Genomic DNA, 14,611 nt, shown 5'->3' on the forward strand with positions numbered 1-14,611 from the left:
TACTTTAAAGTTACGCAAATATTATGAGGCTTTAGAAGGTTTTTCACCTTATAACTCCAATTAAATACTTAGGTAGAAAATGAAACATGACAATATTTCAGATTTTGGCATTTGGCGTAATTTATGAGCCTCTGCCTCCATGAATATACATTGGTCAGGTATAAAAGTTATACTGCGCTTTTGTATACACATTAAAAACTATTTTATGAGTCAAGTTAAAGAGAATAACACTGTAAAGGTGCACTACACAGGAAAATTAGCAGATGGTCAAGTTTTTGATACATCTGAAGGACGTGAACCTTTAGAGTTTACTTTAGGACAAGGACTAATGATCCCTGGTTTTGAAAAGGGATTGATTGATATGAAATTGAATGAGAAGAAAACCATCTCACTAACTAAAGAAGAAGCTTTCGGTGATGCACGAGCTGAATTGATCCAAGAAGTTCAAAAAGATCAATTGCCTGAGGAATTGGTTCCAGAAGTAGGTATGCCATTAATTTCTACTGCTCCAGACGGAAGAGAGCACCAATTGCTTATTATTGAAGTAAAAGAAGATAGCATTGTAGTAGATGCCAACCACCCTCTTGCTGGAAAAGATGTTATTTTTGATTTGGAAGTAGTTGACATTAAATAGTCGTACTTTTAAATGGATAGATAAAAGCCTGATAAACTATAGAGTTATCAGGCTTTTTAATTCAGCATATAATGGTTGCTTAGTTAACCATGGGGCTTATAAACTGGTGGTTTGCTCTGGTAAAACCAGATCTCTATGTGCCACTAGCAGACTGCCTTCTTTTTGCAAATCAAGCATTCCTTGAAATCCATTTTTATCTAATTTTTTACGACAACGGTTTGTCAACAAGGGATCCTCACTAAAAATAAAGGCATCCAATTTTTGCTCTTCCTCACCCGGCGCCTTAATTACTGGGTGGATATGTTTTAGTCCTCTTCGTCTTGGAAAAGCATTAGCAGCATAACTGGCTCCTGGAACAAAGGTGTAAAAGGTATACTGTCCATTGGCATCGGTTTTTACCCAAGCACGATGATAAACGTATTTTTTGTCGTTAAAAGTTCTATTATCGTAATCTCCGTCCTCATTTGGTTGATAAATGAACATGATCACATCCTTAGCAGGCGTCACTCCATCACTTTTATAAATGGTTCCGGTAATTTTTAATTTGTCGGTTTGACCGGCATATCCAGGAATAGTATCTACAGCATTAAGAGATGTTTCTGAATAGTCGTAAATAGGACTTCTCTTTTTATATGCTTCTGAAGCCGTATCCAAATCATTTTGGGAAACCGCTGCAGCCATCATAAAAAATGTGCAGAAGAAGGCGAGTATAGTTTTCATAAGACATTCATTTTAAACACTTCAAAATTAGATAAGTATCTTTTTTTTGAACTAAAAATCTTATGAACGTAAAAATTTTACGATGTACGACCGTCCTTTCATACCAACGTAAAAAATCATCGGTAAATGGTAGAACTGTTCATCTTGTAAATGTGCACTTTAACCAAATTGATATCAATAGTGAGTCTTCAAAATTGAAACTTGAGCTCCAAAAATGATGCGTTATTGGAATAAAGTATATAAAACCTGTTAAAGCTTGCCTAAATTCAGCTCACTTCAACAGGCTTTATGAAACATTAAGAAGATTTTGCTATATCTGCCGTGGCGTAATCCGTATACCCTTTTTCTCCAGGGGTATAAAAAGTATCTTGGTCCCAATCAGCCCATTCAATATCCTGTTCGATACGTTCTACCAAATCAGGATTGGAAATAAACGGCTTTCCAAAAGCAACAAGATCTGCATCTCCGCTTGTAATTACTTCATGTCCTGTTTCCGCCGTAAATTGGTTGTTGATCATTAATGTACCTTGATATAGCGGTCTAAAGTGTTTGGCCACATTGGTAACGGCATAAGAAACTTCAGTCACATCTGTAAATGGCTCCGATAAATGGACATATGCCAAGCTGTAATCGTTTAGTTTCTTGATGATATATTCAAAAGTTGGGATGGTGTCTTTATCTAAGGTAATTCCAAACAAGTTATGCAAAGACGGATTGAAACGCACTCCTATTTTCTCTTGAGGAATCGCTTCGCTCATGGCATCGAGTACTTCAAAAAAGAATCGTGCTCTGTTTTCGATTGAACCTCCATATTCATCGGTTCTTGTATTGGAAGTCCCTGTGAAAAATTGATGAAATAAATAACCATTGGACGAATGGATTTCCACGCCGTCAAACCCAGCTTCCATAGCATTAGTGGCAGCATTCACAAAATCATTTATAGTATCCTCTATTTCAAATTTTGTCATGGCTTTAGGAGTTACTGTATCCTTAAAGCCGTCAGGTGTAAAGGACTGCCCATTAGGGTTAATGGCCGAAGGCGCCAAAGGCAATTCCCCGTGATGAAAATCGGGATGCGACATGCGGCCTACATGCCATAATTGGATAAAGATTTTCCCTCCTTTATCATGAACCCGTTTGGTTACCAATTTCCAACCTTCTACCTGAGCTTTGGAATAAATTCCTGGCGTATTGACATAGCCTACAGCGGCTTCAGACACCTGAGATCCTTCCGTTATAATAAGCCCTGCCGAAGCGCGTTGCTCATAATAAAGTCCTTGAAGTTCATCTGTAGGTACTCGCTCTTCATTTATAGCTCTACTTCTTGTCATAGGAGCCATAACAATGCGGTTTTTGAGGCTTAAGTTTTTGGATTGATAAGGTTGTAACAATGCGTTATGTTTCATAGTAATTAGGTGTTATGTTAAACAATTAGCCCTCTAAAATCATTTGTTAGGATTAAAGAGGGCTTTTTCAAAACTTAAAATAATTTTATAGGTTATGCCAATTCTGTAATGAATTCTTCTTTTGGTGTTCTCACTTTTTTCATATCAACCAACCAATCCTTATCTGTATCTCTATATCCTAAAGCCAAGATTAAGTTACTCTTGAGCCCTTGTGATTTCAAATCCAATAATTCGTCCAACTGCTCAGGGATGAATCCTTCCATTGGTGTGGCATCTACTTTTTGTTCGGCAGCTGCGGCAATAGCCATAGCAAATGCAATGTATGCTTGCTTGGCAGCGTGATTGGCATGCCACTCATCACCTAATGGCTCATACATTCCCCATAAACGGGTTTTATAATCATCCATAGTCTCTAGCGGCAAATTGCGCTCATTCATAGTTTTGTTGAATACCTCTTCTATTCGTTCCAAACGATAATTGTCCCAAGCAGCAAACACCAATAAATGAGAAGCATCGGTAATTTGAGGTTGGTCAAAAGCGATTGGCCTGATTTTTTCCTTTAATTCTTGATTGCTAATTACAAACACTTTATAAGGCTGTAATCCTGAAGATGATGGGGACAATCTTGTTGCCTCCAATATATAATCGATTTTTTCCTGCGGTACGGCAGTACCATTCATTGCCTTGGCTGCATAGCGCCAATTTAAACTATCTACTAAACTCATAATCTTATACTTATTTTACTTCCCGGCAAATTTACATATATTTGCTAAACTAAAGTAAGTACTTAACAAAAGTATAGTACTATACAAGAGTATAGTAACTTAACATTAATGACATACTATGGGCCTACAGGAACAATTGGAACTTATAGATAAAGCAAAAACTTGCGAAAAAGCACACAGCACCTGCGTTGGTATTATCCAACCAGTTCAGGATGCACTTTATGTTTTAAGTGGTAAATGGAAATTACCTATTATTATTTCTTTGACGTTTGGAAACAAGCGGTTTAGTGAAATTGCAAAAGAAATTCCCAAAATTAGCGACCGCATGCTATCTAAAGAACTTCGGGAACTGGAAATGAATCACCTTGTGAAGCGAACCGTTTATGACAGTATTCCTGTGGTGGTAGAATATACCTTAACAGACTACGGAAAGACTTTAGATACCGCTATCGAGGAACTCTACAAATGGGGAAAAAACCATAGGAAAAGGATAACTGGCAAGATGGAATAACAAAGCACTTTTATTATTTACTATCTTTAGCAGTAGTTCGCTTTTGGCGCTCCTTGAAGGAAATGTTTAAAATTAGTCCGCCTACAATTAGCAATATCCCTAAAAAGCTCCAAAAGGAATACACATCCTTAAACCATAAAATCCCTATGATAAGAGTGAAAATCACTTCTATATATTTCATAGGGGCCACCAACCCTGTGGCAGCCGACTGAAAAGCCTTAGTCATATACACTTGACCAAAATATCCAAAAACTCCTAGCAAACCCAATAAGGGCCATTCCATACCATGTGGTGTTGTCCAATGATTTATTGATAACAATCCTCCGGTGAGGGTCGCAATCACCATAAAATAATTCACTACCACTACGGGATGATCCTTGGTCCCAATTTTATTGATAACGGTATACACCAAGCCACTAAATACAGCTGCCAATAATACCAAAACCAGTCCATAGGTCTGTAATTCCGTATCAAACCCCTTTAAAACCACCACACCTGAAAAAGCCATCATAAAGAAAAGCCATTGTACAGGCTTGATCTGTTCCTTTAAAAACAAAACGGCAAAAATAGCCGCAAATATGGGGGCAATATATCTTAGGGATACAGCAGTAGCTACCGGTAAATATTTCATAGACATAAAGAAAAGTGTCATCGAGGTCACCCCTACAATGCCTCTTAACACCAGAAGTTTCCTTTGGTTTCCCATAATAGGAATCTTATGTCTTAATAAATAGCCAAATGTAAACACCAGAGAGCCCAAAGACCTAAAAAACACCAGTTGAAAAGCATGAATATTGGAAAGGTATTTAACCGTCACATTCATAAGCGCAAAGGAAAATGTACTCAGGATCATGAATGTAATGGTCTTTTTTAAAGTCATAGGCAAGTACTACCGCTTATTTGGGAATTTGTTGGCTTAAACAATGAAGCGTTCCAAAGCCCCATATCAAGTCTATTGCGCTTATTCCAATCACCTCGCGTCCCGGAAAACAGTCGGCAATAATGTTAAGCGCCTCTCTATCCTTGGCATCATTGAATGTAGGCACCAAAACGCAGTTGTTCAAAATTAAGAAATTAGCATAACTGGCAGGCAGGGTCAGGTCTTCAAATGCAATTGGGCTAGGCATTGGTAATGTAACAATATTGGGAGACTTTCCGTTTTCCAAAACGGCATTCTGCAAACGCTTTAAATTATCTTGTAAGGCATGAAAATTAGGCGCTCCCGGGTTAGTTTCAACAACCGTAATAATAGTGTCTTCGTTTACGAACCTACAGAGATCATCAATATGTCCGTGAGTATCATCTCCAACAATGCCATCTCCCAACCAAATAACGTTAGTAATTCCTAAATACTCTTTAAAAATAGCTTCATAATCGCTTTTTGTAAAACCAGGATTACGCACTTGAATCTTAGGGTCCATCAAACATTCCTCTGATGTCAACAAAGTTCCCTTACCGTTTACATCAATGGCCCCACCTTCCAAGATCACTGGTTTTCCATTATGGGTAACTTGACTAAGCGGCATGTTAAGTGTTTCACTTACTTTTTGAGGTACCTGCCTATCCAAAAGGTAATTTTTGTATTTAGCCCAACCATTAAAATTAAAGTTAAGTGCCTCTCGTTGCCCCTTGTTATAAACGACGATAGGTCCCGAATCGCGCATCCAACTTCTATTGGTTTTATGGATGATAAAGGTAATTTGCTCTAGATTGACATGTGCCATGGCCAGCATTGCTCCCACCCTTTCCTTTAAAGGTTCATCTGCCACCACCAAAAAGACTTCTTCATAGGTTGCCACTTTCTTAATGAACTCTACAAAGGCCCATTGTATGGCTTGATATTTTCCAGGCCAATCATTCCCATTGTGCGGGAAACACAACAAAACGCCTTGTTGTAGCTCCCATTCTGCAGGAAACCGTCTCATTAATCTATAGCTCTTTTAGTAATATCCTCAAAAGCATCAATACGGCGATCTCTGAAGAATGGCCAATTTTGACGCACATTTTCCTGGTGCTCCAAATCAACTTGGGCCATTAAAATTTCCTCTTGATCATGGGATGCTTGTGCCAATATTTCACCCTGCGGCCCTGCAATAAACGAAGCGCCCCAAAATTCAATGCCAGCTGTGTCAGGTATGTATTGCTCTAACCCTATTCTATTGGCCGCTGCAACATATACGCCATTCGCTACGGCATGACCTTTCATAACATTCATCCAAGCACCATATTGATTCTCGCCATATTCGGTTTTTTCATGCGGGTGCCATCCAATAGCAGTTGGATAAAATAAGACCTCAGATCCTTTAAGGGCTGTAAGACGGGCAGCTTCAGGGTACCATTGATCCCAACAAATAAGCGTTCCAATATTTCCTTTTTTGGTTGGATTGTTTTTAAATCCAAGATCTCCCGGAGTAAAATAGAATTTTTCATAAAAATGGGGGTCATCCGGAATATGCATTTTACGATATAAACCGGCTTCGGTACCATCTGTATCGATAATGTATGCACTGTTGTGATAAATCCCTGCCATGCGTTTTTCAAAAAACGGAACAACAATTACAACACCTAATTTTTTAGCCAATTCACTAAAAGCCGTAAACGATGTGCTGTAAAGTGGTTCTGCCAAGGCAAAATTATCCGTATCCTCACTTTGGCAAAAATAATGACTACTGTAAAGCTCTGGTAAACAAATAACTTCCGCTCCTTGCTTAGCGGCTTTTTCTACCCATTTAAGGCATTTTTTAAGGTTGTTTTCAGCAACATCATTCAAGTTCAGCTGAATGACCGCTATGGTATATTTTTTCTTAGACATATTACAACAATTAAACAGTGTAAAATTACTTATTTTTTGGAATAAAGCTTAAAAATTTCTTTCTCATCATATCCGTTTTAAAATGAAAAGACCAAAAAGAAAATCACGATACGTTATTGGTTTTCAATATATTACACAAAACACTAAAATGTATATCCATAAACGTTTTACTATTTCCGATTAACGGCAAAGCACAAACCTTTTAACTAATAAAAATGAAACTACAACAAACAATTTTGCGGTTAGAGAATTCATTTACTACCTTTTTTATACAAAATTTAAGGTTTATTCAAATCTTATAAAACCTAAAAATATGGATACAAATCTTTCTTTGTTCAATCAAATTAACAGTATATCCTATTGGTTACTTATAGAAAGTAACTTTAAGAGCTCCATTATTTTAGACGCTGAAAAGGACACTTACTATGTTACAATAAAAAAAGGCAAGCAGCCTTTGTACACTTATTGCATTAATAACTTTAGTAAAAAGAATAAAAACTTTTTAAAATTTGAACTTATCGGCATTGTAAACAGTTTGTTGCACATTAAACAAACTATTACCGAAAAACAGCGCTACAGTGCCTAGGTCAACCAAAATTCATGAAAAACAGCCTCCTAAATTACGGAATTAGGAGGCTGTTTATTTATGACTAACACTTTCCTGGAAACCTATTTTAAAGAGGCCATGTCTATTACAAAACGATATTTCACGTCTGCAGAAATAACCCGTTCATATGCCTTGTTTATATCCTGCATATTAATGACCTCGATATCCGAAACAATATTGTGTTCTCCACAAAAATCCAGCATTTCCTGTGTTTCCTTTAGTCCACCAATCAAAGACCCTGCAATGCGCTTACGGCCCATTATAAGCCCTCCTCCATGAAATGGTTTTAATGGTTCTACCGCTCCAACAAGAACCATTGTAGCATCTCGTTTCAACAATGCTATATAAGGGTCCATTTCATGTCCAACGGGAATGGTATTCAAAATAAAATCAAAACTTCCCATGTGTTGTTGCATTTGCTCGGGGTCTTTAGAAATCAATACTTCATGAGCCCCTAAATCCTTGGCATCAGCAGCCTTTGAAGGTGATGTTGTTATCATAACTACATGAGCCCCTAAGGCATTTGCAAACTTCACTCCCATGTGTCCCAATCCCCCAAGACCAACAATTCCAACCTTGTCTCCTTTTTTTACATTCCAATGTCTAAGCGGGGACCAAGTGGTAATTCCTGCACAAAGTAATGGTGCTGCACCTTTAGGATCAATAGTATCTGGAACCTTCAAAACGAAAGATTCATCAACAACTATTCCTGTAGAATATCCTCCATAAGTTTGGAGCCCTTCAAAATATTTATTAGGACTATTGTAGGTAAAAGTGGCTCCGTTTTCGCAAAATTGTTCCAAATCATCTTTACAAGACGAACAGGTTTGACAGGAATCCACCAAACAACCTACTCCAACAAGATCTCCTACCTTAAATTTACTAACCCCACTTCCCACATCCGTTACTTTTCCAATAATTTCATGACCTGGGATTACTGGGTATTGCGACCCTCCCCAATCATTTCTAACCGTGTGTATATCACTATGGCAAACCCCGCAATACAAAATGTCTATTTGCACATCCTTTTCGGTAACTGCTCGCCGTTCTATTTGCATCAATTCTAAATCTGCATCGGAAGCTTTAGCCCCAAATGCTTTAGCTGTACTACTCATAAATTCTAATTTAGGTGTTATTTTCTATAAAATTAAGAAGTGACTTTTTACTTCTACAATTTGAATATTTAATATAATGTTAAAACTTGACAATACCCAAGATTTGACTTAGGCAAACATGGTAAGAATCCAATATAAAATGATAAGCACAACGAAGACAAAACTAATGGCGAAATATTTTATGGAATTGTGCACACATTTAAACTTATTATCTATAATCTTGCTTTCGGCATGAATTTGTTGCCCCAATTGCTCATAAAGTTTTTGTTGACTTCCGCAGATTTCAATTAAATGCTCCGTATACTCTTCAATAGAACCAAACTTATAGACGGCATCACTAAAGAAAAATACATTCTTTTCATAGTTACGCTCTATTTGAGGCTTGAAACATTTAAAACAATAAAATATGGATAAGAGCACAAAAAATATCCAACAAATAATGCCTATCATGGGGATAATACCATCTTCAAATAAATGCGATAGGGTTTTAAGCCTATCTACAAATATTCCCAAAATCAAACTATGGAATGAAAACACCACTCCTGCCTTTAATTCGGAAGCGCGTATAAGCTTTTCCAAACGTTCCAACTGTTCCCAGTAATTATTAGGATCCTGTATTGTCATATGCTTTTGATTTAAATGGTTCTTTAACCTTTATGGTGTGTTGATTCTTTACAAAATACATTTTCATCATCCCCTTATTTTTCACATCAATTTCCCCTCTGTATTCGCACTCAAATTCATCTTGAATCAGGTTATGGGTAGATGCTGAAATATTGATTTTTCCTTCTTCTGAATTGGTTTCCATTCTTGCGGCAATATTTACAGTGTCTCCCCAGACATCATAGGCAAATTTCTTACTCCCTACCACTCCTGCCACTACAGAACCCGTATGGATCCCCACGCGTATACTGAAATTCCTTTCTGTTTGTTGATTGTCACTAATTTCCTCAACAAAAGTTACAATTTCAATGGCAGCTTTCACAATTTTTTTAGCATGGTCCTCAATTTCAAAGGGAAGCCCACCAACACACATATAAGCATCACCTATGGTTTTTATCTTTTCCAAACCATATTGTTCAATAATTTCGTCGAATTTAGAGAAATAGAAATCTACAGTTTCCACCAAGGCTTCGGGAGACAATCCTTCCGAATATTTTGTAAAACCAACAAAATCCGTAAATAATACCGTAACCGAATCGAATCTATGCGAGGTTACTTTACCGTGCTCTTTGAGTTCCTTTGCAGTTTCTTCTGGCAATATATTACGTAACAACTGGTCCGATCGTAGTTTTTCCTGCTCAATGATCCGCTTTGTTTTTTGAATGAATGCATTTCTTCTAAAAAGCCCCAAAGCCAAAAGTCCTATCAAAAATAACGCTATGGTTGTGGCAATAGCAATAATTTTTTGAGTCCGCTTTTGTTGATTGAGCAAATCAACTTCCAGCTGCTTCTGGGAAACTTCAAAATTGGTACGGATATCAGCCATCTCCTGTACTTTACGCACATTACTTACACTATCACGATAAACTATATGAGATTTATAATATTGGTAAGCTTCATTCGTGTTTCCTTTCTGTTCATTCAATTGCGCCAACAAGAGGTTTGCTACGCTAATCTGCTCCTTTAAACCATGTCGCTGGGCAATTTCCAAAGCCTGATTGGCAAACTCTAAGGCTTTAGGGATATCATTTTGTTTCGAATAGATATCAGACATACAATTGAGGAACTCTGAAATGCCCGAGTAGTCCTCAAGGGGTTCCAAGATTGAAATGGCTTGATTGATATTTCTTTTGGCTAATTCATCATTCCCTTTTTCAGCATAGATTCTACCTAAATTTCCCAGTATATATGCCTTTCCGATGGTGTAATTTGTCCTTTCAAAAATCTCTCCTGCCTCTTCAAAATACTCACCTGCCCTATTATATTGCTCAAATTTCAAAAAATGATCACCAACATTATACAGGGCGTTTGCTAGAGTTACAGAATCATTGGATGTCCTTAAAAGATTTATGGCCTTGCCGTAATAAAGCTCCGCATTACTTGAATTTTCCATCATAGAATAGACGTCTGCTGCAGCCATATAGGCCGCACCTTCTCCAGTAATATAGCCACCTTCAATAGCTGATTCTGCACTTAAAACAAATGCCGAAAGCGCTTCTTCCAAATTGCCCAATAAACGTTCCTTGTTTCCTTTCTGCAAGTAGCCCCTGGACAAATATTCAAGATTGTTAAACTGCTTGGATAATTGTATCAATTCTTCCGAATAGTCTAATGCCAAGTTGATGTCATTACTTTCATTAAAAGACAGCTCACGAAGTAACTCCATACGCTCCAACCCCTTGGCGCCATCAAGCAGTTTGGCTAAACTATCGGCTACTTTTTGGTCCTGGGCATTAAGCGACAATGGGATAAAACACAACAGTGAAATCCACCCTAGATAACGGAATAAAGAACTGAAAATTTTCAAATTATATTATTTTGGATTGGCCTGTAGTTTAGGATCTACTGAGAAAGCCTTATAATCATCGGCTGTTTTAAAGATTCTAAAGTTAATCGTGTAATCATCTATTTTGTTTACCAAACTAGAATCATCCTTAACTTTTTTCTTAACCGTTGCATTACGGCTATTACCTCCAGAAATGATAGACTCATCAAAAAAATTAACATTATTATTCACATTTGAATTATAGTCTATACTGTAAATGGCAATAGAATAGTCTTTATCCACTCCGTCAGGATATTTAACTTCGCCCTCCCATTTTACATCATGGTCAACATATACTTGTGAAGTGAAGTCCTCAATTCCGTTGGAAGAGGTGCCGGAATTATCATCAGTCAATTCACATTTGCTTTCTACCTCAGTTTTTGTGGGGTCATCTAGTCCATAAAGCGCACTAGCTTGAACAGTTAAAGTGATGGTTACCTTTTTACTCATGATTTCTATATTTAAATGGTTATTATCTAATTGTATAACAATACATAACCATCGCAACCTATGTTATGAGTAAAATGAGGCTCTGAGAAATTTTTAACGTAATATGTTTTTAGGGGAATAGTTTAAATATACTACAATTGACCGAATTACACTAATTTATTCCTTAATCCAATTAAAAAAGAAAGCCTCCTATTTGGAGGCTTTCTTTTTCTTGCTTTATTTTTCTAAGAGTTCATATCCTTGGTCAATCCCTTTTTCAATAGCAGGTACTCCTTTTTCCATCCAAAGTGGCTTTGGAGCTCCCTTCAGAAAATAATCGAAATATTGCGCTAATCTAATATTGAAATCTCTTTTGTTTTGATATTTCTGGGGCCAATGCGGTTCTCCTTCATAATTTAAAAACCATGACGGTTTCCCTAATCTTCTCAAACTTACAAACAATTCTATCCCTTGGTACCATGGCACGTGACCATCGGCATCATTATGCATAATCAAAAGAGGCGTATGGACTTTATCAATATTAAAAATAGGAGAGTTTTCAATGTATCGAGCAGGATATTGCCAAGGAGTTCCACCAATCCTACTTTGACCGTGCTCGTATTGAAACTGTCTGCTTAACCCAGTCCACCATCTAATACCTCCATAAGCACTAATCATATTTGGAACCGGAGCCCCAGCTTCCGCAGCCTTGAAAATATTGGTTTTGGTGACCAGATAGGCTATTTGGTAACCGCCCCAACTATGGCCTTGAACCCCAATATTATTACTGTCCACAAAGCCCTTTTCAATTAAATTGGTTACTCCCGGAAGTACACAATTAAAGGCACTTTCACCGGGATATCCTTCTCGATAGGTTACATCAGGATTAAAAATCAAATAACCTCTACTGGCATAAAAACTATAATTAATTGTAGATCTACCAAAAGATGGTGTACGGTGCTTATGTAAATTATCTGAACTTCGCTCATAAAAATTGACCACCATAGGGTAAGTTTTATTCGGATCGAAATTTTCTGGTTTTACAAGCATCCCTGTCATAGGGATACCATCCAATGAATTCCAATGCACCAATTCTATTGTTCCCCAATTAAACTGTGATTGCTGAGGATTGGCATTACTTAAACGGGTGTTTGTTTTAAAATAATCTTCAGTAATTCTAATGTCTGGGAACTCTTGAAAAGATTCTCTTGTAAAAACCATTTCACTACTTTGTAGTGCTTTAATAGGTTTACCAAAATGATACGGACCATAAACTATTTCCTCAAGAACTTTAGACTTTGCATTTAATTGAGCGTAACCAGATTCTTTAGTTTCGTCATTAAAAACAGATAAGAGCCAATTTTGCTTTGTATCCAAAGCTTCTTCTTCCTTGTTCAAACGAATATATCTATATACCTTTTTTAAATTTCTACCTTCCGTTAGTTTTGTTCCTTTTCCTGTTTCTGGATCAAAACTCCAAATATCATAGCGATCGTAAAGTAACAGGGACTTGTCATTATTTGTCCATCCAGCACTACCATAAGCGTATGCCGGAGCAGGCACGTCATTCAATTCGTCTGCAAAAGCGATACCCTCTGTTAAATTGACTTTGGTTCCCTTTTTGATATTGTATACAAACCAAGTGCTGTCTATATCATGATAACCATATACGTAATTCCCTTTGGGACTTAATTTGGCTTCGGGAACCGCTTTTAAAATTGGCTCAACTTCTCCATTTTCTGTATTTACCAAAGCAAAATCCATTAAACTCATCCCAGTCCATTGACTTTCTAAAGTATAGGGTTGTGGATTATTTACCAAAGCCCATTTTGCATCCCCATGATTTGTAATTGAAACGTTAGGGTAAGCTTTGGTAGCCAACGGCACTAACTTATTTTTTTTCAAATCGTACACAGTAGTAAAGGATTTAATACTATCCTTTTTAAGATCTAATTCCTGAACGGTATAGAGTCTTGGCTCGTCATAAGTCCAAACCTCCACGTTTACCACTTCCTCATCCAAGAGTGTTGTATCTTTAACCACTGGAGGTTTTCTCAACCCAAAATATAATTTGGATTCATCCCGAGAAAACGTCAAAGTTTCATAAGGAGAAACCAAATACCCCTTAGGCGAGGTGTTATTGTCAACAACTTTTTGGGCTACAGAATCGCCTTCACCCCAAACAAATAATTCATTAGGCCTTACTTGAACCTTTGTAGTATCTTGATCTGCTATAAAGCCTAACTGTTTTCCTGATTCACTAAACTTTAAATGAACATATGTTGCCGATGTAGCCCCATGGATTTGATTGGTCTCATTGTTTTCAAAATTTATAACATAAACCCCGGCACCGCTATTTTTTTCATCCCCTGTTGTTGAATAAGCCAATCGATTTCCAAATTTTGAAAAAGTATAATTGGTGACATATTTAAGCGTGTCCCGTTGGTTTGTATTTAAGCTGACCACTACCAAATGGTATCCATTCTTTTTACTAACCTTTTTTTTCCGTTTGTCTGAAGGTATTTTTGACTCTTCACTTTCCTTAGATTTTTCTTTAATAGCAAGTAACTCTAGAGCCACAAAACCAGACCACTTTTCAGGTATTTTATACGATTTTAAATTGGCAAGTTTCATCAAGTTACCTGATTGCAAATTGTAAATACCCAAGGAGTCTTTAGGCAATTCATTTGCTTCTATTTTTTGCCGTTTCATAGCCAATATAGAATCCTTTACGGGATTGATTTCAAATAACAAGAACTTGGAATCATAGGTGAAACGTCCTCCTTTGGCGTGCTCATGTTCAAAAATCAAGTTTCCTGACTTTTCTTTAAGCTCTAAAGAAGAATCTGAGTTTTCAACAGTAATGTCATATACTACATATTGACCGTTAGGAGCAATTTGTGTATTGTTTATCGTCTTCCAATTTGCTACATCGGAATGGTCCATGATTTTTTTTTGAGAAAACATGGAAATTGCCAACAAACTAAGTAGGCCTGAAATGTAAATTTTCATTGGGCATATTTTTTAAAGGTTACAAAGATACTCAATTGCAGAAAAACAGACTTAAAACCAATCCTCTAAGAATCAATACAAAAACAAAAAATCACAAAAATATCGTGTAAACAATTCCATTTTAAGTTTACTGAAAATTTAGTTTATAACAT

14 protein-coding genes are annotated in these 14,611 nt (G+C 36.9%); 3 read left to right on the forward strand and 11 right to left on the reverse strand.

The features are described 5' to 3' along the window. The first annotated feature begins 205 nt into the window (after nt 1–205). Nucleotides 206–634 carry a peptidylprolyl isomerase gene (locus RBH95_RS09245; protein ID WP_307899302.1) on the forward strand — a complete coding sequence of 143 codons (429 nt, stop codon included), beginning with the start codon at nt 206–208 and terminating at the stop codon, nt 632–634. A 96-nt stretch (nt 635–730) separates the two neighbouring features. On the opposite strand, the gene RBH95_RS09250 is transcribed toward RBH95_RS09245, so the two are convergent. The 3 genes from RBH95_RS09250 to RBH95_RS09260 form a co-directional block, all read right to left on the reverse strand. Next, nucleotides 731–1,354 (reverse strand): hypothetical protein, encoded by a 624-nt coding sequence (locus tag RBH95_RS09250; protein ID WP_307899303.1) that lies wholly within the window; start codon nt 1,352–1,354, stop codon nt 731–733. A 296-nt stretch (nt 1,355–1,650) separates the two neighbouring features. After that, nucleotides 1,651–2,760, reverse strand: a complete 1,110-nt coding sequence (locus RBH95_RS09255) for an alkene reductase (RefSeq protein ID WP_307899304.1) — start codon at nt 2,758–2,760, stop codon at nt 1,651–1,653. 92 nt (nt 2,761–2,852) lie between these two features. Continuing rightward, nucleotides 2,853–3,485: a nitroreductase family protein gene (locus tag RBH95_RS09260; protein WP_307899305.1), complete on the reverse strand. Its 633-nt coding sequence runs from the start codon at nt 3,483–3,485 to the stop codon at nt 2,853–2,855. A gap of 118 nt (nt 3,486–3,603) precedes the next feature. On the opposite strand from RBH95_RS09260, the gene RBH95_RS09265 reads away from it, so the two are divergent. After that, complete coding sequence (locus RBH95_RS09265; protein ID WP_307899306.1) at nt 3,604–3,996, forward strand: helix-turn-helix domain-containing protein; 393 nt, start codon at nt 3,604–3,606, stop codon at nt 3,994–3,996. Nucleotides 3,997–4,009: 13 nt separating this feature from the next. Here RBH95_RS09265 and RBH95_RS09270 read toward each other — a convergent pair whose 3' ends face one another. The 3 genes from RBH95_RS09270 to RBH95_RS09280 are packed head-to-tail and all read right to left on the reverse strand — an operon-like array spanning nt 4,010 to nt 6,808. After that, nucleotides 4,010–4,876 carry a DMT family transporter gene (locus RBH95_RS09270; protein ID WP_307899307.1) on the reverse strand — a complete coding sequence of 289 codons (867 nt, stop codon included), beginning with the start codon at nt 4,874–4,876 and terminating at the stop codon, nt 4,010–4,012. A 16-nt stretch (nt 4,877–4,892) separates the two neighbouring features. Then, nucleotides 4,893–5,921: an agmatine/peptidylarginine deiminase gene (locus tag RBH95_RS09275; protein ID WP_307899308.1), complete on the reverse strand. Its 1,029-nt coding sequence runs from the start codon at nt 5,919–5,921 to the stop codon at nt 4,893–4,895. Beyond that, on the reverse strand, nt 5,921–6,808 hold the full coding sequence (locus tag RBH95_RS09280; RefSeq protein ID WP_307899309.1) for a carbon-nitrogen hydrolase: 888 nt from the start codon (nt 6,806–6,808) through the stop codon (nt 5,921–5,923). Before RBH95_RS09280 ends, RBH95_RS09275 begins: the two co-directional genes overlap by 1 nt. A 313-nt stretch (nt 6,809–7,121) precedes the next feature. Here RBH95_RS09280 and RBH95_RS09285 point away from each other — a divergent pair, with 313 nt between their 5' ends. After that, entirely contained in the window at nt 7,122–7,394 is a 273-nt protein-coding gene (locus RBH95_RS09285) for a hypothetical protein (protein WP_307899310.1), read from the forward strand. Nucleotides 7,395–7,477: 83 nt separating this feature from the next. Here RBH95_RS09285 and RBH95_RS09290 read toward each other — a convergent pair whose 3' ends face one another. From RBH95_RS09290 to RBH95_RS09310, 5 genes are all read right to left on the reverse strand, one after another. Next, the gene (locus RBH95_RS09290) at nt 7,478–8,530 is read right to left on the reverse strand and encodes an NAD(P)-dependent alcohol dehydrogenase (protein WP_307899311.1); all 1,053 of its coding nucleotides are present in this window, start codon (nt 8,528–8,530) and stop codon (nt 7,478–7,480) included. A 108-nt stretch (nt 8,531–8,638) separates the two neighbouring features. Further along, the gene (locus RBH95_RS09295; RefSeq protein WP_307899312.1) at nt 8,639–9,154 is read right to left on the reverse strand and encodes a Pycsar system effector family protein; all 516 of its coding nucleotides are present in this window, start codon (nt 9,152–9,154) and stop codon (nt 8,639–8,641) included. Further along, the gene (locus RBH95_RS09300; protein ID WP_307899313.1) at nt 9,135–11,000 is read right to left on the reverse strand and encodes an adenylate/guanylate cyclase domain-containing protein; all 1,866 of its coding nucleotides are present in this window, start codon (nt 10,998–11,000) and stop codon (nt 9,135–9,137) included. Before RBH95_RS09300 ends, RBH95_RS09295 begins: the two co-directional genes overlap by 20 nt. Nucleotides 11,001–11,006: 6 nt before the next feature. After that, the gene (locus RBH95_RS09305) at nt 11,007–11,468 is read right to left on the reverse strand and encodes a hypothetical protein (RefSeq protein ID WP_307899314.1); all 462 of its coding nucleotides are present in this window, start codon (nt 11,466–11,468) and stop codon (nt 11,007–11,009) included. A gap of 216 nt (nt 11,469–11,684) precedes the next feature. Beyond that, nucleotides 11,685–14,459, reverse strand: coding sequence for a S9 family peptidase (locus tag RBH95_RS09310; RefSeq protein ID WP_307899315.1), 2,775 nt, complete (start codon nt 14,457–14,459; stop codon nt 11,685–11,687). Nucleotides 14,460–14,611: the final 152 nt, after the last annotated feature.

The sequence above is a fragment of the Mangrovimonas sp. YM274 genome, from assembly GCF_030908385.1.
In the GTDB taxonomy this organism is placed as follows: domain Bacteria; phylum Bacteroidota; class Bacteroidia; order Flavobacteriales; family Flavobacteriaceae; genus Mangrovimonas_A.